Source organism: Vibrio sp. 10N.247.311.49 (assembly GCF_041467655.1).
GTDB lineage: Bacteria > Pseudomonadota > Gammaproteobacteria > Enterobacterales > Vibrionaceae > Vibrio > Vibrio crassostreae_C.
Genome location: NZ_JBFSVA010000014.1, coordinates 45,932 through 66,649, shown reverse-complemented (window position 1 = coordinate 66,649; position 20,718 = coordinate 45,932). Strand labels below are relative to the sequence as shown.

The following is a 20,718-nucleotide window of genomic DNA, read 5'->3' as shown; positions in this document are numbered from 1 at the left end:
TGACATAAGAATCAATAAAAACAATAAGATAGAAAAATTCTCTTTCTTTTAACCCCGAAAGAGAGCACTTGAAAGCGAGTTGTGAGCAGGTGACAACAACGTTTTGGAAATTAGGAAAGCCCCATGAAATCTACGATAATCATCGTGAGTCACGTCGTGAATGATGCGATCACTCACGGCTTCGTGCCGACAGCAAAAGCGATGGGTCTCCACGTCATTTTGATCACAGACCACAAACTCAACCACTTAAAACTGGCAAATGAAGATGACCGCTTTAATCCCGATGAAATTTTGGAATGCGATGTCTTCAACCCTCTTGAACTCATCGAAATCATCACAGAGCAAGAGCTAGAACCTCATGCTGTTTTCAGTAACAGCGACCACCTACAAACTTCCACCGCAATCTGTGCACAATTCTTTGGTGTGCCTGCTAAAGATTGGAATGTGACTCTTAAGGCGAAAAACAAATACTTAACTCGTCAGGTTCTCAACGAAAAATCGTTACCTAATACTCAAAGTGTTTTGTTAAGTCGAGAGAGCGCTCCTGTATTCGATTTCGATTTTCCTGTCGTTGCGAAGCCCAAGGAAGGCGTGGCTAGTTTAGACGTGCAGCGCTGCGAGTCTGTAGCTGAGCTGGATAACTATTGCGATACGTTTTGGCAAAAGCACCCTACGACTCCCATTTTGGTTGAGGCGTTTTTACAAGGTCCGCTTATCACTGTCGAAACCATTGGCGACGGGGAAAATTTAGTCGCACTTGGTGGGTTCGATGTAGAACTCTCTGCGCCACCTTACTTCATCGAAACAGCGGCGAGTTGGAATGGTATTAACAGCGTGCACTACCGAGAAGAATGTATACGTCAGCTTCAAACATTTGGGGTGGGGTTTGGTGTCTGTCATAGCGAATTCATCATCACAGATTCGGGGCCGGTACTGGTCGAGATCAACTATCGAAGTATTGGTGATGGCCGGGAATTTTTGCTTGATAACCTCAGTGGCGGGAATTGGTTCAATACCATCTTAAATCTTCACTTGGGTCACAAGCTTGACCCTATATTTCGTATTGATGGCAGTGCCCATGTGCACTATGTAGTGGCGCAACAAAGCGGTTTGATTGAAGGGTCATCAACCTCTTTCATTCACCAAGAGGGCGATATTGTCACTCAACAGCAAGTGCTTAAGAAGGTTGGTGAGACGTTCCAACAAAGTTTCTCCAACAAGGATTACTTAGCGAGAATTTCGGTCGTTTCTCCTTCTGGTCAAACTCTAGAACCCGCGCTACAACAGGCAATCTCTCGCTTCAATCTAACAGCAACAAACGAGGTAAAAGCATGAATGAAAACGCGTTATACCTCACTCAACGCTTAGTCGATACTTGCTTGCGTGAAGATTTATTCGGATTAGTTTCTCAAAGCCGATTTGAATCTCAGCTCCCGAGTACACTCAAGTTATCTTCTTATCCTCGTAATCAAATTTGGGCTGTTTTTGCGGGTTCAGACTTTACACTCTACTTGCCCGTTACTCCGAGCTATTACATGCAGCGTTGGGTATACGGCCAACCAGATGGCTCGAAAGGTGATGGTTGGTTCATCGAGAGAAATGGTGTCGTTGAAACCCAGCAGCACTATCAAGATTGGATCGAATTATTGAAAGCAAGTGCTCACGAAAGCTCGCATTCGTTATTAGATGGTTATTTGCAAGAACTCGAATGCGCAGAAAAACACAAAGGATTGTGTGATAGCGCCTTCAGTCAGCAATCCGAATCACTCATGCAGCCGATTTCTCAACTAGAACGTTGGGAGAAAAAGCTATTACGTGCCGATCAAATCGCATCCTATCTTGACCACCCTTACTACCCGACAGCACGTGCTAAGTTCGGTTTAAGCGATCACGACCTAGAACAATTCGCGCCAGAATTTGCACAAAGCTTTGAACTTCGTTGGCTCGCAATCGAGAAGTCACTCGTTACATTGACCAGTCCACAACCAGAATGTTGGCCAACGATGGAACAAGTGGGTCTGCCCGCCGATTTTACTCTTAGCCATGAGTTATTCCCCGCACACCCATTAACACTAAGAAGTCTTGATGGCATTTCTGACGGTGTCATTGAAGCACCGGTTGCGTATCTTGAGGTGACTCCTACCCTGTCAGTGCGCACTGTGGTCGTGAATCAAGCACCACAGACCCACATCAAGGTCCGCTGATCATGCGATCTTTGGGTACTAAAAACATTCGCCTAATCAAACCCTCCACGCTCTATGATGGGCATTGGTTTGAACGTTTGTTGACGCACTTAGAGCAAACAGATATAGACTTACATGGCACGTTTTTCCATTGTTATGAGAAACATGGCGGCCATGTTGGTGATGATAAAACCTTTGCTTATATTGTGCGTGAATACCCGCTGAGTTACTTCCAAGACAAAGCACTGGTGCCTGTGGCTGCGCTTGCCAGTCCAATGCCTGATGGACGTTTGTTCTTGGAACACCTCGCAGAGCAGTATTATCAGCAAAATACACTGACTTGGTTTAAAGATTACGTCGATCTGCTATGCAAGGTGCACCTTACATTGTGGATTCGTTACGGTATTGCTTTGGAGTCTAACCAACAAAACGCCATCATTGCATTCAATCAGCAAGGCAAGATGACCTTAGCCATGAAAGACAACGATGCTGCGCGTATTTGGCCAGAGCGTTTCCAAACGTTTGAGCAACAATCGCCCGTAAAATGCGACCACCTTTTAGATCAACGCATCACTGTAGACAACGAGCTTGCTCTTGGTCAGATGTTTACCACGATTACTTTGCAGTTAGACATTGCCGCGATTGTCTAAGCAATGGCGACGAAAGGAATCGCCACGTCAGCTTATCTGTATGAAGTGGTCGCCAATAGCCTCTCCCAACAGCTTAGCCAGTTGGACAAACAAGGACACAACACCAAGCTCGCAAACGAGATGTTGTTTGAGTCACCCAACCTATACGCTAAGTATCTATTGAGCTCGGGTAGTTTGTTGTCTAAAGAGTCATCCGGTGCAAGCGATATCAATAAATTTTATGGCTTGTCAGCACCGAACTTTTTATTGCTAACCAGCGAAGAAGCACAACACGCTTACCTTGAAAACATCAAGCAGAGTGTGAGTTAACGCATCATGACCAAACTCATCTATTGTGTACTTTTAAGCCACTTTATCGCCGCATTTGCAGCCTTAGGAATGCCGCTGTTTTTGCCAATGGTATTGCCAACACTGGATGCAAACATTACTTCGGACTGGGCGGGGGTACTGTTCATTTTGCCGACCTTTTGCACTGCCGTTGCGGCACGCTTTTGGGGGCAGTTTGCTGATAAATATGGCAGACGTCGCTCTCTATTACGTGCTCAACTCGGGCTTGCAGCAGGCTTCGCGCTGTGTGGCTTAGCCGATAATCTCTCAATGTTTGTGTTTGGTCTTATCATTCAAGGAACCTTTGGTGGCACCATGGCCGCCTCAAACAGCTACTTATCCAGCCAAATCAACGATGCGAAATCACTCGGTAAGTCACTCAATAAAACTCAGCTTTCTGCCCGTCTGGCTCTAATTATTGCTCCGATAGGGCTTGGCTGGAGCTTATCAGAAACAAACCCGCTGAACGCGTATCTGTGGTTGTCCGCTTTGCCGCTATTCGCGCTATTGATCACCTTAACATTACCCATCGATGACTTAGCGAAATCTAAGGGAATTGTAAAAGATCAGGTATCGAATAAAGCTCAAAGCAGCCAAACCAACTCGTTAAATACGCTTTATTGGGTGTTTGGCGCGCAGTTCAGCTTTGCTTTCGCCATGGTCGTCACGTTCCCCTATTTCTCGCCTTATATGCAGCAATATGGCGTGACAAGCCAAGCGTGGATTGGGTTTTTATATGCCCTCCCACATGGTGTTTATCTGCTCTTTGCAGGAAAAGTCCATCTGTTCTCAGAATGGGTTGATCGCCACCAGTTTGAACGCAATCAAACGCAGCGTACTTTATGGCTAGGCTTTGGTTTGCTTTCACTCAGTGCAGCAATGCATCTCAATCCTTATCAAGAAGTGTTGATTATTGCTCGTATTGTTTTCGGACTTGGCATGGTTTGCTGTTATCACGGCTTGCATCAAGTGTTGGCAAACCAAATTGATCGACGACAAAGCGGCAAAGTATTTTCGCGCTTTGATGCTATGTCTAAATGGGGTGGCGTTGCGGCTGGGTTGAGCGCGTCTTTCATATCAAGCTTGGGCTGGCTTGAGGTTCCTTTCATACTTTCTATGTTGGTCAGTGGCATTGCGGCTATCGCGCTGATCATCCATTCAAAATTTGGACATCAACATGTTACAGACTCAATTATCTCCAAGTGAACATTACGCTGAAGACCAAGCTCTTCAAAATCGTAAAAAAGTACTGCTAAACCGAGAAAAAGCTCAACTCAATACCATCATGGGCGTGGTGAACTGTTACTTACGTGAATACGCGATACCAAAGAAACAGGTTAATTGGCGCTACAGTTCTGCCTCTCTGCCTCAAACTTTGAAAAGAAACTACAACGCTCACCAACGCGTGGCCATTCACCTACCTCACCAAGATCAACCTCAGAAAAATGGTCTGATGGTTTTACCCGTTGAGTACACCAGTAAACTGGGGAAAGTGAAGCTCAGTGATACACCTTGGGCTAAAATGCCAGGTGCAGCTTGGTGCAAATTGGACGCAACTCAAACCCTGACGCTTCTACTCAGTTACCTAAAAGAAATGCTGACGATTCCATTCAATCACGAGTTGGTCGAGCAAATGGGAAAAAGTTTGTTGATTACCGAGCAGTTCCTAAACTCAGACAACTCACCTCAGCATCACAACGCGTTTATCGCATCAGAGCAATCGTTACTTTGGGGACATACTTTTCATCCAACGCCAAAGAGTCGCTCAGGGGTCAGTATCGATGATCTGCTAGCGTGTTCCCCTGAGGTTGGCGCTAAGGTTCCCCTATATTGGTTTAAGGTCGACACCGCGTTGCTCGACGTCTTGAGTTCAGATGACCGAACCTCACCAACGACCATGCTTGAACAACTTGCACCTGATGAAAACAATTCCGCAGGTACTATGCTTTACCCTTGCCACCCTTGGGAAAGTTACACACTTTTGCAAAACCCAGTGGTCAAAACGGCCATTGAACAAGGCAAAATCATCCCGCTTGGATTAGGTGGTGAAAAACTCTTACCCACTTCATCCGTGCGCACTCTGTACCACCCAGATATGGATTGGTTTGCTAAGTTCTCTATCAATGTACGTTTAACTAACTGCGTACGTAAAAACGCATGGTATGAGCTCGATAGTGCCGTTCAATTAACCTCGATTCTGCATCCCATCAAAGAGAGTGAACAGTTACGTAATCCTGTATTCAAGGTAATGACTGAACCTTACGCGACCACATTGGATCTAGAGTCGGTTGCCGAGCAGGAACAAACTGATGTTATTAAAGCTCGCGAGTCGTTTGGTATTTTGTATCGAGAGAATTTCACCTTAAGCGAAACCGATATTTTGCAACCAACGTTAGCGGGTGCCCTCTTTGCTTACGATACAGACGGGAACAGCTGCATCGCCACTCAACTCAAACAAAAAGCGCAAACAACACAAAGCCAATATGACAATGTCGCCACGCTGTGGTTTGAGCGCTATCTGCATTGTTTGATTCCGGGCGTCTTTAACTACTACTTCAAACATGGGGTTGCGTTTGAACCGCACTTACAAAATACGTTGATTGGATTTGAAAAAGGCATGCCTTGCTGTGTATGGATTCGAGACTTAGAAGGTACCAAGCTACTACGCGAATTTTGGCCATCAGAAACACTTCAGCAACTTTCAGAGCGTGCTCGTCAATCGGTGTACTACAGCCGTGAGCAAGGTTGGAACCGTATTGGCTATTGCACCTTCATTAACAATATCAGCGAGGCCATTTTCTTTATCGCTGAGGGTAACTCGGCACTTGAGAATACGTTATGGGGAACTTTAAAAGACGCTATCGTCCGCTGGACGTCTATCAATGGCCAGCAACCCGAACTAATGGCATTGCTTAACGATGGTCATTTTCCAAGCAAAAATAACTTCACAACACGTTTGATGCAAAATGCCGATAAAGAGTCCGGTTACACCCAAGTTGCAGCACCGTGGCCAACTCATTCAAAAGGAGTTCACCATGCTTAATTCTCCTCAACTTTCAGCCTCTATCCATCAAGAAATCCAGCAATTGGCCAAGCAACAAACGCAACCATTATGTGCTTATCTTTATGATCTCGATGCATTGGAGCAGCACATTAAGCAGATGCGCCATGTATTGCCAAAAAACGTAGAGCTATTTTACGCCGCGAAAGCGAATCCTTCAGAGCCGATATTACGCACTTTAGCCCCTTATGTTGATGGTTTCGAAGCAGCATCAGGCGGAGAGCTTGCACACCTCCACCAGCAACAACTCAATAAACCACTGATCTTTGGTGGCCCAGGGAAAGTGCCCAGTGAGTTAGATCAAGCGATTATACTCGATGTTGATGCGATTCATGTAGAGAGCCTCACTGAGTTACAACGCATTGGTTCTTTAACACAAAAGTTGAATCGACCTGCTCCGATCTTCCTGCGTATGAACATAGACATTGGTGACATCACACTTAGCAAATTAGCCATGGGAGGAAAGCCCACCCCGTTTGGCCTCGATGAGAGTGAGTTAAGTAATGCCTTGATGTACCTACGCGATTTCCCCTTAATCAAGTTGAATGGCTTTCACTTCCATTTGATGTCACACCAGCTTGAAGTCGGTCGACACTTAGCTTTGATGGAACGCTATTTCCAAGTAGTGAAGGAATGGAAAGAAGAATACTCACTTGAAGATCTTACGATCAACTTGGGTGGCGGTATGGGAATCAATTATCAAGATCAGAAACAACATTTTCCGTGGGTAGAGTTTTGTGACAAATTGGAATTTCTGATTGCCAAAGAACAACTACAAGATTGGACACTGCGTTTTGAGTGCGGGCGCTACATCTCAGCACCTTGTGGCTACTACGTGATGGAGGTGTTAGACATTAAACAAAATCTCGGTGAAAACTTTGTGATTGCTCGCGGAGGCACACATCATTTCCGTACTCCGGCAGCGCAAAGCCATGACCACCCTTTTGCAATCGTGAAAAGTAATCAGCAACCCACTATTTCACATCCGATAAACCATGCCACAGCCACGTTGGTTGGACAGCTTTGTACGCCAAAAGATGTTCTGGCACGGAATCAAAATATCGATCACATCGACATCGGTGACTATGTGGTGTTCACGCTAGCAGGCGCTTATGCTTGGAACATCTCGCATCAAAACTTCTTAATGCATGAACCTCCGGTGTTTCATTACTTCTAGGCATCCGCTGTGCTCTATGATTTCTAACTGATAGTTTGAGTTGAAACTCCATAGAGCCAGCTAAAGGCACTCAATAAAAAGTCACCAAATAAAAAGGCGTTAGTAAACTCAAGTCTACTAACGCCTTTCTTCTGTTTATCTTAGCCCTTTTGCAAAACAGCTGCAGTGATTGAGCAACCGCCCCCCCACAGTGATCGTAATGCAGAACCAAACCGTAGTTAATTCGAATACAAGCACTTAGCATTTTTCATCGACTGCGCAGCGGGAGTGATACATGGACAACAGAATCACTATCTTAGAGTTTCTCAGAGTGTTCGATTGCATTCGCTCCTCGGGCAAGCAATTGGACAGCAAGTATCAATTGGGCGAGATGGTAGCGTGGCACGATTACGATGGTTACACCTGTTGGTTGAGCTACCGAGACGTTACGGTGACGCTGATGTTTCACGGTTCGCTAAAAATTGAGTACGACAACGCTTCAAATTACTCTGAATTTATTGAGCATTGTATGGGTATGCTTGCCACTGAACCTTCTCCATAAAACGCGAACAGACTAACGGCTAACGGCTAACGGAGACAATCATGAACGAAACGGCTTCATTGCTTAAGCGAAGACACCCTTTTTGGCTAGTACTCAGCCTCTCCTTTTTATGGTCTCAAGTATCTGTAGCAGGCATAGGTATGATTGACTTTACACAACCGAACGAACATAAGAATTGGACAGCGACCAACGACAATGTGATGGGCGGCATCTCAACAGGCGAGCTTGTTTACGAAGGCGAGACGAGTCAATTTAAGGGCGAGCTATCGTTAGAAAATAATGGGGGGTTCAGTTCCATAAAGCGCTCCATTGAATCACCAGCCCATGAAATAGATAGCGCAGAGCTAGTTTTCGTTGGTGATGGTCGCACCTACCAACTGAGGCTCACAACATCGAAAGATGGTAATCGAGTTCAATACAAACACGATTTCGTTACGATAAAGGGAGTGCGGCTTAACAAGGTGTTCCACTTCAATGATTTTCAAGCTGTGTTCAGAGGTCGGCTACTGAGCGATGCGCCGGAACTTAAGGCACGAGACATCAAACAAATCGTTTTTTTGATTGCGGACAAAGAGCCCTCGCCTTTTGAGCTAGACCTAATACAGCTTCACTTCAGAACATCGAAACCTATCACATCACCAGAAGCTGACTAAACTGACTAAACTGAAAACAAACAAAAGCCCCTGAAACCTTTTGACTAGCAATCAGATATCAGGGGCTTCTTCTATTTAAACCGTCAACAATTCAAAACAACGGCGGATTAAAACATCAGCAATTAGTATTTGATAGCTGTTTTACCAATCGAGGCACTGCTTTCAATACGTTGGTGTGCATCTTTAAGTGTTTCCACACTAAAGCCATTTAGGGTCGAGGTTAGCGTCGATTTAATACGGCCCGCATCAATCAGATTCGCGGCTTGGAATAGGATGTCTTGCTGCTTCTGGATATCTTCGGTGTTAAACAGTGAACGTGTAAACATCAGCTCCCAAACAAAGCCTGCTGATTTGCCTTGCAGCGCTGACAAGTCAATGCCACCATCAAATTCAACAATCGAACTGATCATGCCTTGCGGTGCGATCAATTCAACCATCGCATCCCAGTGCCCTTTTGTGTCTGCAACATTGAAAATGTAGTCGACATGTTGAATGCCTTGCTCTCGCACAGACTCGACAAGGTTACGGTGGTTCACCACATAATCCGCCCCCATATCCCTTACCCACTGTTCAGTTTCGGGTCTTGAAGCTGTTGCGATAACATTTAGGTTGGTCAGTTGCTTAGCCAGTTGAATCGTAATTGAACCAACACCGCCTGCTCCACCAATGATCAGGATAGACTTTTTCTCTTCAGGACGAACACGCAAGCGGTCAAACAATGCTTCCCAAGCCGTAAGCGTTGCTAGTGGCATAACGGCTGCAGCTTCATCAGAAAGGCTCTTCGGCGCTTTAGCGGTAATACGGTAGTCCACAGCTTGGTATTCGGCATTAGCGCCCATACGAGTTACGTCACCTGCATAGTACACACGGTCACCGACTTTGAAGCCTTCAACGTCAGCACCTTTGCCAACAACTTCACCGACTGCGTCATAGCCCAGCACTTTTGGCTGCTCAAGAGTTTTGTCTTTGGCATTACGAATACGAATTTTAGCGTCAGCAGGATTGATAGAAGTCGCGCTCACTTTTACCAGCAAGTCATTATTTTTTAGTTCTGGCAGACTCGTTTCAAACTCAAATAAACTGTGTTGCTCTGTAATCGCAAGTGATTGAGTAAATCCGATAGCTTTCATTTTTGATGGTACTGACATTGTGCTTTCTCCTTGAATTAGACGAGTTAATCTTAGTCAATTCTCACTCTAGATAAACCGCCTAATATTTGAATGATTCTCAAATATTTTTTGATAATGGTGTTACCGCTATCTGGGTAATGCAGACATCTAACTGCATTGCCAACGGCTTAGAGGTTAAATAAGGCCTTTCTCAATCAACCAATCATGTGTTACTTGATCTTGTGGTTTACCTTCACGGCAAACTTTGTAATCCAGCTCTGCGATGATGTCGTTCGAGAAACGTAGGGAATCCAACTTCTGAATCTGTTGCTCGCTGAACAGATGCTTCTTGTCATCTCTTAAAAGAAGTACCGCTCTATCAACAATTCCGAGTAAGCCTTTTGGCTCTTTGAGCTCACGAATATCGTAACGATAGTGCAAAAACTGAGGTTTCCACAGTGGCACTACCACCCACTCTTTGTTTACCACTGCACTTTCAAAGGCACTGAAACAATCGTCTTCACTGCCAGGAAAGAACTGGTAGCCGGCATCGCTCAGGCCATAGTCTTTCATCATCTGGATAGAGAAGCGTGTGATGCCAGCGCCGGGGTTGATGCCTTGGATGGTCGAGTTCATTTTCTCGACCACTTCGGCTTTTAATAAATCAGAGACTTCAGAAACCGCCGCTTCAGGCACATAGTCTGGTACGCCCCACAAGGCATAAGGTTCATAATGAAGCCCAAGCTCGATAAGCGGCTCAACTTCTTCAACGCCCACTTTGTAGATACCGTGACTTGATGGCAACCACGCAGAAGAAAGCATATCCACTTGGCCTGTTTTCAGCTTTTCAAAGTTCTCCTGATGTGGAGAGAAAATGCGCTCTACCTCAAAGCCCATGGCTTTCAATACATTGGCAACCAATGATGCGGTCGTACGGTGGAACGACAAATCCGTTACACCCATTATGATTTTCTTAGTCATCTTATCCCCTAGATCGTAGGCTTCGTCCATACGATGTGTACTGCGCTACGTTGTCGATATGGGAAATGATAGTGAGAAAATTACTAATGAAAAACAGCCTCACATTTGAATTATTATCAAATTAATTTTGACAATTAAGTGTTTGAAGCTAACTTAGAAGCGATAAGCAGAGATAACCCATCTGCAGATTGTGATGGGGAAATATCCCAACACCATGTTAGAACATAATTCAATACAGGTAGATAATATGCTTCTTGAAGACTTACAGGTCATTTTCAAAGTGGCGGAGTTTCGTAGTATCACCGCAGCAGCCACCAACCTAGACATGCGTACGGCTACCGCAAGCGCTGCCGTCAAACGTGTTGAAGCGGCTCTGGGGGCGGAATTGTTTGTAAGAACCACGCGCCACCTAAGGCTCTCTTCAGCAGGCGAACGCTATTTACCTGATTGTGAACAAGCCTTAAAAATGTTGGAGCAAGCGAAACTCAACATGAGAGAAGAGCTTGGTATTGTTGACGGTGAAATTCGCATCGCGCTTTCTTCTGATCTAGGACGAAACCTAATCACACCTTGGTTAGATGAGTTCTTGCTTGAATACCCAAAGGCGACGCTTCGTACTAGCATCAGCGATAGCAATATCGACTTCTACCGAGATTCCGTCGATATGGCGCTGCGTTATGGCTCCCCGACTGATGCCAACATGTATGGCTTTAAAATCTGCGATGTACCCAGAATATTGTGTGCGGCCCCTGAATACTTGGCTGAAATGGGAACACCAAAACACCCGAGTGACTTAACTCAACACAATGGTTTGCTCTACCAACTTCATGACATATTGCAAGACGAGTGGATATTCAACGATGGCACTCAAGATCATAAAGTGAAACTAAAAGGGAACCGAGCTTCGAACGACGCTGACCTTGTAAGACGTTGGTGTATCGCGGGTAGAGGAGTGGCAATAAAATCTTGTCTAGACATGTCACGTCATCTGCTTTCAGGCGAAGTGGTTAAAGTCATGCCTGAGTTTAAGCCGACCCCTACCGAGCTGTGGTTAGTGTGTCCAAGTCGTCAATCCATCACCCCGACTGTGCGTCTACTGAGAGATTTATTCAGAGAGAAGACCGCTGAGATCCTTTCGCAACTGAGCAAACAAGGCATCATAGAAAGCACAACATCTTAAGATTGAATGCCGCTTAAAGATAAGAAACAGAGAGACAAAAAAGGCGTTAGCGAACTCAATTCGCTAACGCCTTTCATCATTAGAACATCATAGCTTCATGATGAACCTTAATAAGAGTACTTAGTTTAATACTCTTAATACAAGAGCTTAGTTTGACTCGTCTTCAACATCGCAGTCTGCACAGCACTGAAGAGCAATCTCATGTTCGAAGGTGATGGTGTCTTTACCTTCTTCTACTAGCTCTGCGATTTCGTCTACCACTTCTTTTTCATCATCCGCTTCGATTCCGCTTGCTAGCTCTTCTTCTGAATAACCGAAGAAGTTCAGTAGTAAATACTCACGCGCTTCATCTTTCGTACAAACCACGTCCGCTGAAAGATCAGGAGTGACCTCGCCTTGGGCAAGTGTTGCTGTCACTTGTGCGATAGCATCGTCTTTCATCGCAGGCGTTAACCAACCAAGATCAGTACTTACTGTCGTTTTTTTACAGTCGAAGCAAGGCAGTTGGTGAAAGTAGTATTGAAAGGTAGTCATAGGTAAATTCTTCTTTAAATGTTGTATAGCGAGATTATGCGCGTTTTGTAGCAAAATACTATCTCAATCACAACCTGAAACCGCTTCGTTCTAAGTATTTTTTCAAGCTCCGCGCAAGCTGATGTGATCATCCTATAAAAGCGCTGTTTTGCGCATGCTTACTCAGCTTTACGCTTGTTTACATTTGTACGGGTAATATATGCCTCATCAAATAATAAGCGTGGTACCTCACAATTGCTTTGGCTCTTGCTTAGTTTCGTCGTTCCAGCTATCAGCTATGAGTTCACGGCTTACTTAACTACTTAGCTACTTAGCTACTTAGCTACTTAGCTCGGATTTGTTTGAAATAGCTTTGTTTTCAATTAACTTACTTGCACTTGGCTTATTTTGAACCACGCTTATTTAAATCACCCATTTAGGATACCCAATCAATGATCATCAAAAAATATCAAGCCCTTGCCCTTTCATCGGTTGCTTTGCTCGCTACAGGCTGCTCACCATCATCAGATACGCCTTCGGTCAGCAACATCAGTGATTACCAAGGCTCAGCGAGTATTACTCAAGGTGTGGCGACCACTGTTGAATCGAATCTCTTTGAGTGTGCAAACGGACGTAGCCGAGTGGCGGGCGTCGGGGAAATTATGGACTCAGAAGGAAAGGTTTGGACGGTTCCAGCCAAGAACAACTTTGCGACAGGGCCGAAAGCCTTTGATCTTTATGAAGAGTGCTCAAACACCACGCCAAGCAGCCTAGCCGAAGTCGATCAAAGCTCTGTACCGGTAGCTGTTGTGGATCAAGACGGTGAGGAAATAACAGGTTATATTTTTGCCGATAACTATTTCGAACTTTATATCAACGGCAAGTTAATCGCGGTAGACACCGTTCCTTTCACACCGTTTAACTCAAACATCGTCAAATTTAAGGTGAAGAAGCCTTACACGATTGCGGTGAAAGTGATTGATTGGGAAGAAAACCTAGGTCTTGGCAGCGAAGATAACCGCGGAAAGGCATACCACGCTGGTGATGGTGGCTTTATCGCGAGCTTTAGTGACGGAACCGTGACAGGTCCAGACTGGCAAGCACAAACCTTTTATACCTCACCGATTTATGACCTGACTTGTTTGAGTGAAGTGGACGGGAAGCGTCTTTCTGAAAGCTGCACCACGGAAGGAACTGACCACGGTCAAGATGCCTACGCCGCTCATTGGGAAACACCAACCAACTGGATGAACCAAGAGTTCGATTCAACATCTTGGCCTCTAGCATCGGTATATTCAGAAGACGATATTGGCGTGAACAATAAAAAAGCGTACATGAACTTTATCGAAAAATTCAGTGGTGCTGGCGCAAGCTTTATCTGGTCGACAAATGTCGTTCTCGATAATGAAGTGCTACTGAGATACGAAGTTAAGTAGCTTTATTCCTTTGTAAGCAAGCCCAGTCACGAGTATGACTGGGCTTACTACTCAAACAACTTGCTGATGTTTCTAATTTACAGCGAACCTGATCCTAATCTTGGGTAGCTTGATTACGACGAAGTTTGCGAAGTCTTGTTTGCTCCACGCGACTTAGCTTTGTAATTATGTAACCAGCAACAAAACAACCCGATGCACAAACCCCAAAATGCGCTACCGATTCCCAGTAAATTGGTGCCAGAAGCGGTGAATAAGAAAGTAAGCAGTGCGGGTTCTCTGTAGTGACTGTCTGCCATTGATACCGCAAGGCAATTCATCAAGGTGGGCATCACCGCTAAGCCAGCAACCGCAATGACAATCTCGGAGGGTACGGCGCTAAACAGCGACACAAATGACATCCCCATCACACCAGCTAACAAGTAAAACCCGCCCATACAGATCCCAGCCATATAACGTGTCTTGGGGTTACTATCCGCATTCGGGCCCATACAAATAGCGCCCGTAATCGCTGCAAGGTTATACGCAAAGCCACCAAACGGTGCGAAGATCAAACCTGTTACCCCGGTGGTGGTAATGATCTTCGATGAATCAACTTGGTATCCATTCGCTTTTAGAACCGCAAATCCCGGTAAGTTCTGTGAAGCCATCGTCACTATAAACAATGGGATACCAACACTAAACAACGAAAAGAACTCAAAATCGGGCGAAATGAACACTGGGGTCGTTAATCCCATAGTCACCTGACTAACATCGAGTTTGCCAAAACCCACACACATGACCAATGCGATGATGAAAATGCTTGGGATCAGTAAATTTCCTAACCGCGCTTTCGCCAGAATAAATACAGCGAGCATGACCGCTACGACTTGTGCCTCTTCCATTAGCGACGTGAACAAACCCAAACCGAATTGCAATAGAATCCCCGCGAGCATCGCTGAGGCAATCGATGTTGGGATCTGTTTTAGGACTTTCTCAAATATCCCCACCAATCCAACCAACGTGATCAACATCGAACTGAACAAAAACACGGCTACTGCCTGATTCATTGTCAGCCCTTCAAGAGATGTGATTAACAACGCCGCTCCAGGCGTCGACCACGCTGTAACCACAGGCTTCTTGTAATGAAACGAGAGCAGTATTGTGGTTACGCCCATGCCAACCCCCAACGCCCAAAACCATGACGCCACTTGTTCTTCGGTTGCTCCAGCACTCATTGCCGCTTGGAAAATAATCGCCGCGGCGCTCGCATAACCAATGAAAACAGCGATAAAGCCGGTACTGACGTGAGAAAATTTTAGCTTAGTCATGTTAATTTATTCCTGTGTGCGTTATAACGTCCATAGACTGAACTTAGCACCCGTGCGCTATAACGCACAACTAATTTTTGAAAAACTTGTAGAGAAAATATGCAAACAGAAATTAAAGTCGGCGTTAACTTGAAACGCCTTCGCCAAGAAAAAGGCTGGAGCTTAGACAAAACAGCGAAAGCAACAGGCGTGAGTAAAGCAATGTTAGGACAAATTGAACGTGGAGAATCCAGCCCGACAGTCGCTAAGCTCTGGCAGATAGCTTCTGGATTTGAGGTGTCACTTTCGAGCTTTATCGCGGCTAGCCCAAACAGTGAACTGACGAGTTTATTCAGAGATGCAAACGAACTAAGACATGAGGAATACAACATTGGCTTTTTCGTCAGTTTGTTGTTTCCTTTTGAGGAAGCACTAGGATTTGAAATATTCGAACTCACCCTAGCACCCGATTACCAGCATGAATCCGCCCCACATAACGCAGGCGTCACTGAGCACATCTTATGCATTTCAGGAGAGATGGCCGTGATGTTTGATGATGAGTGGCATACGTTACGCGCAGGACAAGCCGTTCGCTTCAATGCCAACCAGACCCATGCCTACAAAAATATCGGTGAAGGAAACGCCGTATTTCATAATGTGATTCACTACCCTAATAACAAGCAATAGTGCCGGATTTGGTGCTAACGGATGTTTAGCTCTAACCGGATGTTCAGCGCTAACGAAAGAGCTGGCAGACCACTGGCTGTTACTAACTTAAAGCGACTATACGTTGACGACCATGCTGCCATCTTCGGCTTGATAACGAGCCCATAGTTGAGAGAGGTTTTCTTTATTAAGCTGTATCTCTTTTTCTTTCAGAAACGTTTCGTTGTGCAGCTTCGAATACGAGCGCTCAGCAAGGTCACAGCTAAATGTAACGATGGTTTTCCCTTTCCCCATTCTAGCCGCAGCGTATAGCGCACCTGCTACGTTCAACGACGAACTGCTTCCTAGAAGAATACCGTCATGTTCCGCAACAAGGCGGGATATCGTCACCAAATCCTGATCGGGAAGCGTGATTGCACGATTGATTTTTGCCTGCCTGAAATTTTCAACCGTTCGCATGATCCCTATGCCTTCCGTGAACGAACTTCCCGTTGATTGATAGTGTCCATTACGTAGAAACGAATAAATGCCGGACCCATTTGGGTCAACTAACCAAGTTTCGAGATTGGGTTGCTGCTCAGATAGATAGTGTGAGTTTCCGGCAATGGTTCCACCCGTCCCCACCACTGAAACTAGAGCATCAATATTCCCCTGTGTTTGCTGCCAGATCTCAGGTCCAGTATTTAAATAGTGCGCTCGATAATTACTGAGATTTTCAAACTGATCTGCCCACCAATAACTCTCATTTTCGACACCAATCCGCTTAGCCGTGTGGTAAAAATGTTCAGGGTTTGCAAAAGGACAAGGGTCGACCAATAACAGTTCAGCATTATAAAGCGAGATCATGCGCTCTTTCTCTTGTGCCTGCCCTTTTGGCATCACCACCAACATTTTGTAACCAAGGGATTTAGCGACCAGAGCAAGTCCTATTCCCGTATTACCAGCAGTACCTTCAACGATTGTCATTCCCGGCTTAAGCTTACCGGCTTCTATTGCATCCATAACCAACTGAAGTGCCGCTCTATCTTTAATCGAACCACCCGGGTTCTGGTGTTCGCACTTAATAAGAATTTCACAACCTGATATATCTGAAAGACTGTTGATTCTAACAAGATCGGTATCGCCAATCAGTTCACTGAGATTGTTTGCAATATGGGCAGATGACATCGCGACTCCATTTATTTGTTGAGGATAAGCTTGTTCATCGATTGGGTTGTCGATGATCATAAGCGTAGCTCTGGGGTCTGCTTAGTCAAGAAGTGCCGGAATTGAAAAGACTCTCATTTTCCAAATAGCAATTATAATTAGGGGTGACCGATTAGATTGAGGGCAAAAAAATGTTTCTAAAAGAGAAAAAACCGGTGACCTCGTTGATGTAACTGAAATGACCAAATTAACCAACTTATTTCAAGACAGTATCGAAGGTCGGTTTCAAGCAGGCGAAGAACAGCAAGACCCTGAGATGTTTAAAAAGTCCGAACTGATGTTTATGTCAGGGGAAGAGTTACCTCGATGCTGGACAGATCCAAACTACCGCTCAGGGACTAAATAACCTTAGCGCTTCCAGAGCACCCGATGAGTCGCAATTTAAGCTCTGTTCTAAAACTGTTTCACGATCGCCTTGTAGGCTATCCCCCTGTTAAAACATTCAGACGCATCTTTACTAGACACAAAAAGCGAGCCACTTGGGCTCGCTTTTGATTGTCTTTTTCTTGCTTAGACTTCAGTTCAGATTACAGAAGTTCTACCGACTGTTGAGCAATCACGAATTCTTCGTTGGTTGGCAAGCTATTATAATCGCACCTATTAACACGGGTTTGGACAAAAGTGTGTCAGCAACTTTACTATCGAGGTGTTGATAAGTGTGTTGATTTCATTGATTATTGCCTCAGTCCATATAGTGATGAAGCGGTTGCTAAAACCTTATTGTATTGATTTTTCCTTGCGTTTAATAATCAATAGTGCCAAAAAAGATACAGCTAATGCCATTATAGAAACGATTGTTCCGATGTTCCCACTTGGTGCAAAGTCCCAATCATTAAAGAAAAATGCGGGTACGATAAAAACTTCCACTGTATATATCCACAAATTATAAATCGTATGAAAAATTATAGCGCTATATATACTCATGTATTTCAGTAGAACTATTGATGCAGTGATACCTAGAGAAAAAGCAACGACAGGGTCTTCATGGCCGTAGGCGAATAAGAGTGACGATAAAATTACGCCTACAAACTTGTTTCTCAAAAGTAAGCATATGCTACTTAGCAAGATAAACCTGAAGAAAAACTCCTCTGATAACGGAGCTAATATAACGGTTTCGAAAAGATAATTTAGTTTCTCGCTTACTTCCAGTTCACCACTAACGAGAAATCCTACGATATAGTCGACTTCTTGTCCCGTGACATATTGCCGGATAAATTCCATATAGAACAACGTGATACAAGCCACGCCAATCGCTAGCACAGTAATTGGGAATACATGATGAGTAAAAGAGGAAACTTGTGGAGTTACTGAAAAGAGGCTATTTTCACTCTTCTTTAAAGTAAGCATCATCACAAACGCCACCACCCAAAAAAGGCCTCGAAGATCATTAAAACCCATGTCGCCCCATAAGTAATATAAGGCAAGTGCCAATATGCTTATGGGTAACGAGGTTTTAAGTCCTACGGTGGGAAAGTTATCCATTTGTACCATATCTAAATTTATTAATTCTTGCATTTAAAGATTACATTTATATCATCCGCCTCACATTAATTTCAATCGTATCGAGATCTTCACGACTAAATAATCTGGTGAAAAACTGGAACAGGATATGTATGGGTTTAACTCTGCCGGATTTTGAGGCACACGCGTTTTAGAGTCATAGCACTGAGGCGTTCTTGTCCCAAAGCATGGCGGCATAACACGTCTCTGGACAGAAATCATTTAGACTATTTACTTAAATCGGGAGTCACCGGATTAGTTCAGGTATCTAAAACTCCAAGGTCTCACCATCAGCAGGAATAAGGACTTTATCTGACAAACCGTTTTTATCAATTGCTTCTTTAAGAATTGGTCGAGTCACTGCACAGTGATTGAGTGCCTCCATATGGTTCGCAACCACCTTATTAGGGGAAAGGCGAATAAACTCCATGACCTCATCAATAGACATCAATAACGGTTGACCAACGTCCATACGAGCACGACCTGCCGCGACTACTGTGATATCAGGTTTCAACTCAGTCAACGCTCGTTTTACATCATCGGTTAGAACTGTATCACCGCTAATGTAAATAGAAGGCTCATTGGGGAGCTCCAAGAAAAATCCAACACCATTAGCCATTACCTTGTGAATCCATCCATGGCCGTGCAAAGCCGGAACCGCGGTGAGCTTTCCGTCTAGAAAGTCGATAGTTTGCCAGTCTTCAATTCCCCAATTTACCGTTAAGTCATATTTTTCTAGGTAAGCCTTATCTTTGGCTGGTGTCGCAACTGGGATATTACGACTTGTTAAAAACGTCTCACCTGCCGGATCTAGGTGATCTCCATGTTGTAATGCCTTGATACCAAGTGTTTGACTGTGAGTAATTAAGGTATGAGTAACCTTGTTTAGTAGCTCATCGGCATTACTTGGCATCTCAACGGTTGGATTTTTCGCGGCCTTAGCCTTAATGACTGAAAACGGAGGCATAGAGCCTTTTTTCCCCAACATAGGATCAATAAGGATAAATTTTTCGCCAGATTCAATAATAAATGTTGCGCTACGTAGGTGGTGGATCTTCATAATGCCTCTCTAAACTCACTAACAAGCCATGTTCTCTATGAGATTTAGTATGCTTCTTTCTAGTTTCTTGTGATACTGTCTTGAAAGTCAACATTCGCGCAAATCGAGACACTTGTGAACAAATCAACCGAGCTAATTAAAATTACTATGGTAGCCTTTGAAGGCATCAGCGCTTTTCATCTCTCTGTGCCTTGTCTGGTGTTTCAAGATATCTTTTTCGGTCAGCCGGTTCGGTTTGACTTGAGGATCTGTTGCGAAAACAGCTTGCAGTTTGAAACAAGCTCTGGATTTGGTGTGGTGATCGATAGAGATTTGAGCGCTATTAAAGAGGCGGATATTGTGATTGTTCCAAGCTGGCCAAATGACCTGCCAGAGCCAAGTGAGCGACTTATACAGGCGCTAATAGAGCATCATGAGAAAGGTAAGCTACTAGTAGGACTCTGCCTCGGGTCTTATGTACTTGCATGTGCTGGCGTTCTCGATGGAAAACGTGCCACAAGCCATTGGGCGTTTTCCGAACAATTTCAGCAGCAATTTCCTAAGGTGGATTTTGACCCAAACCCTCTATTTGTTGAACATGAGACTATCATTACCTCTGCTGGAGTAGCTGCTTCACTCGATTGTTGTCTACATATAGTGCGCCGTTTGTGTGGTAGTGAGCTTGCGAATGATCTCGCACGTAAGATGGTGACTGCGCCATCTCGTACTGGTGGACAGCAGCAATACATACCAGCACCAGTCAACATAAAACCTCTTACAGAGACAAGTATTAGCCTTGTGATTGAGCTGGTGGAGCAGAGCCTTAATCAGTGTCACTCACTAGATGAAGTCGCTGAGCGCTGTGCGATGAGTAAACGTACCTTCACACGCCAGTTTAAATCCACCTATGGCTGTACATTTGGTGAATGGCTGCAAAACCGACGTTTGGTGCTTAGCCAACGTCTATTAGAAACCACGAAACTATCGATACCTCAAGTTGCAGAGCAAGCGGGTTTTGGCTCTGACAGTGTATTCAGAAAGCACTTTAAATCGGCTTTTCATGTATCGCCGATTCAGTGGCGCACTACATTCAAGCAATAGTCTTAATTTCATTGAGGGCGATGGGGCTAGATCGTCGCATCTATTACTTTTTGTATCTGACACCTTGCAAGTTCAATTCTAGGCGTTTTTGGGGCATCACAAGCCAGCC

General features: G+C 44.6%; 18 protein-coding genes and 1 pseudogene. 12 read left to right on the top strand and 7 right to left on the bottom strand.

The window, feature by feature from the left end; all coding sequences use genetic code 11:
• Nucleotides 1-123: 123 nt before the first annotated feature.
• From AB6E54_RS14635 to AB6E54_RS14605, 7 genes and pseudogenes are all read left to right on the top strand, one after another.
• Nucleotides 124-1,335, top strand: a complete 1,212-nt coding sequence (locus AB6E54_RS14635; protein ID WP_372106330.1) for an acetyl-CoA carboxylase biotin carboxylase subunit family protein — start codon at nt 124-126, stop codon at nt 1,333-1,335.
• Nucleotides 1,332-3,142, top strand: a pseudogene (locus AB6E54_RS14630) (IucA/IucC family protein). The gene AB6E54_RS14635 and the pseudogene AB6E54_RS14630 overlap by 4 nt, the downstream one beginning before the upstream one ends.
• 6 nt (nt 3,143-3,148) lie before the next feature.
• The gene (locus AB6E54_RS14625) at nt 3,149-4,366 is read left to right on the top strand and encodes an MFS transporter (RefSeq protein WP_372106328.1); all 1,218 of its coding nucleotides are present in this window, start codon (nt 3,149-3,151) and stop codon (nt 4,364-4,366) included.
• A complete protein-coding gene (locus AB6E54_RS14620; protein WP_372106326.1) occupies nt 4,338-6,203 on the top strand; it encodes an IucA/IucC family siderophore biosynthesis protein in 1,866 nt (621 codons plus the stop codon). Before AB6E54_RS14625 ends, AB6E54_RS14620 begins: the two co-directional genes overlap by 29 nt.
• Complete coding sequence (locus AB6E54_RS14615; RefSeq protein WP_372106324.1) at nt 6,196-7,398, top strand: type III PLP-dependent enzyme; 1,203 nt, start codon at nt 6,196-6,198, stop codon at nt 7,396-7,398. Before AB6E54_RS14620 ends, AB6E54_RS14615 begins: the two co-directional genes overlap by 8 nt.
• A gap of 274 nt (nt 7,399-7,672) precedes the next feature.
• Entirely contained in the window at nt 7,673-7,939 is a 267-nt protein-coding gene (locus AB6E54_RS14610; RefSeq protein WP_102333931.1) for a DUF3081 domain-containing protein, read from the top strand.
• A gap of 41 nt (nt 7,940-7,980) precedes the next feature.
• The gene (locus AB6E54_RS14605) at nt 7,981-8,592 is read left to right on the top strand and encodes a CIA30 family protein (protein WP_102333932.1); all 612 of its coding nucleotides are present in this window, start codon (nt 7,981-7,983) and stop codon (nt 8,590-8,592) included.
• A gap of 122 nt (nt 8,593-8,714) precedes the next feature.
• On the opposite strand, the gene AB6E54_RS14600 is transcribed toward AB6E54_RS14605, so the two are convergent.
• Both AB6E54_RS14600 and AB6E54_RS14595 read right to left on the bottom strand, forming a co-directional pair.
• On the bottom strand, nt 8,715-9,740 hold the full coding sequence (locus AB6E54_RS14600) for a zinc-binding alcohol dehydrogenase family protein (protein WP_102333933.1): 1,026 nt from the start codon (nt 9,738-9,740) through the stop codon (nt 8,715-8,717).
• A 156-nt stretch (nt 9,741-9,896) separates the two neighbouring features.
• A complete protein-coding gene (locus AB6E54_RS14595; protein WP_102333934.1) occupies nt 9,897-10,664 on the bottom strand; it encodes a glycine betaine ABC transporter substrate-binding protein in 768 nt (255 codons plus the stop codon).
• Between the two features lie 265 nt (nt 10,665-10,929).
• Between AB6E54_RS14595 and AB6E54_RS14590 the strand changes: the two genes are divergently transcribed.
• Complete coding sequence (locus tag AB6E54_RS14590; protein WP_372106322.1) at nt 10,930-11,862, top strand: LysR family transcriptional regulator; 933 nt, start codon at nt 10,930-10,932, stop codon at nt 11,860-11,862.
• A 147-nt stretch (nt 11,863-12,009) separates the two neighbouring features.
• On the opposite strand, the gene AB6E54_RS14585 is transcribed toward AB6E54_RS14590, so the two are convergent.
• Nucleotides 12,010-12,396 (bottom strand): hypothetical protein, encoded by a 387-nt coding sequence (locus tag AB6E54_RS14585; RefSeq protein WP_102333936.1) that lies wholly within the window; start codon nt 12,394-12,396, stop codon nt 12,010-12,012.
• 431 nt (nt 12,397-12,827) lie between these two features.
• Between AB6E54_RS14585 and AB6E54_RS14580 the strand changes: the two genes are divergently transcribed.
• Nucleotides 12,828-13,811: a hypothetical protein gene (locus AB6E54_RS14580; RefSeq protein WP_102333937.1), complete on the top strand. Its 984-nt coding sequence runs from the start codon at nt 12,828-12,830 to the stop codon at nt 13,809-13,811.
• Between the two features lie 113 nt (nt 13,812-13,924).
• On the opposite strand, the gene AB6E54_RS14575 is transcribed toward AB6E54_RS14580, so the two are convergent.
• Nucleotides 13,925-15,118, bottom strand: a complete 1,194-nt coding sequence (locus tag AB6E54_RS14575; protein ID WP_102333938.1) for a benzoate/H(+) symporter BenE family transporter — start codon at nt 15,116-15,118, stop codon at nt 13,925-13,927.
• Nucleotides 15,119-15,217: 99 nt separating this feature from the next.
• Between AB6E54_RS14575 and AB6E54_RS14570 the strand changes: the two genes are divergently transcribed.
• Complete coding sequence (locus AB6E54_RS14570; protein WP_017070515.1) at nt 15,218-15,784, top strand: helix-turn-helix domain-containing protein; 567 nt, start codon at nt 15,218-15,220, stop codon at nt 15,782-15,784.
• Between the two features lie 96 nt (nt 15,785-15,880).
• On the opposite strand, the gene AB6E54_RS14565 is transcribed toward AB6E54_RS14570, so the two are convergent.
• Nucleotides 15,881-16,930 (bottom strand): cysteine synthase A, encoded by a 1,050-nt coding sequence (locus tag AB6E54_RS14565; protein WP_372100347.1) that lies wholly within the window; start codon nt 16,928-16,930, stop codon nt 15,881-15,883.
• 217 nt (nt 16,931-17,147) lie between these two features.
• Between AB6E54_RS14565 and AB6E54_RS14560 the strand changes: the two genes are divergently transcribed.
• Nucleotides 17,148-17,315, top strand: coding sequence for a hypothetical protein (locus AB6E54_RS14560; protein ID WP_017062447.1), 168 nt, complete (start codon nt 17,148-17,150; stop codon nt 17,313-17,315).
• Between the two features lie 371 nt (nt 17,316-17,686).
• On the opposite strand, the gene AB6E54_RS14555 is transcribed toward AB6E54_RS14560, so the two are convergent.
• On the bottom strand, nt 17,687-18,484 hold the full coding sequence (locus AB6E54_RS14555) for a CPBP family intramembrane glutamic endopeptidase (RefSeq protein ID WP_017064369.1): 798 nt from the start codon (nt 18,482-18,484) through the stop codon (nt 17,687-17,689).
• 253 nt (nt 18,485-18,737) lie between these two features.
• Nucleotides 18,738-19,529: an MBL fold metallo-hydrolase gene (locus AB6E54_RS14550; RefSeq protein ID WP_017068423.1), complete on the bottom strand. Its 792-nt coding sequence runs from the start codon at nt 19,527-19,529 to the stop codon at nt 18,738-18,740.
• A gap of 114 nt (nt 19,530-19,643) precedes the next feature.
• On the opposite strand from AB6E54_RS14550, the gene AB6E54_RS14545 reads away from it, so the two are divergent.
• Nucleotides 19,644-20,609: a GlxA family transcriptional regulator gene (locus AB6E54_RS14545; protein WP_372106320.1), complete on the top strand. Its 966-nt coding sequence runs from the start codon at nt 19,644-19,646 to the stop codon at nt 20,607-20,609.
• Nucleotides 20,610-20,718: the final 109 nt, after the last annotated feature.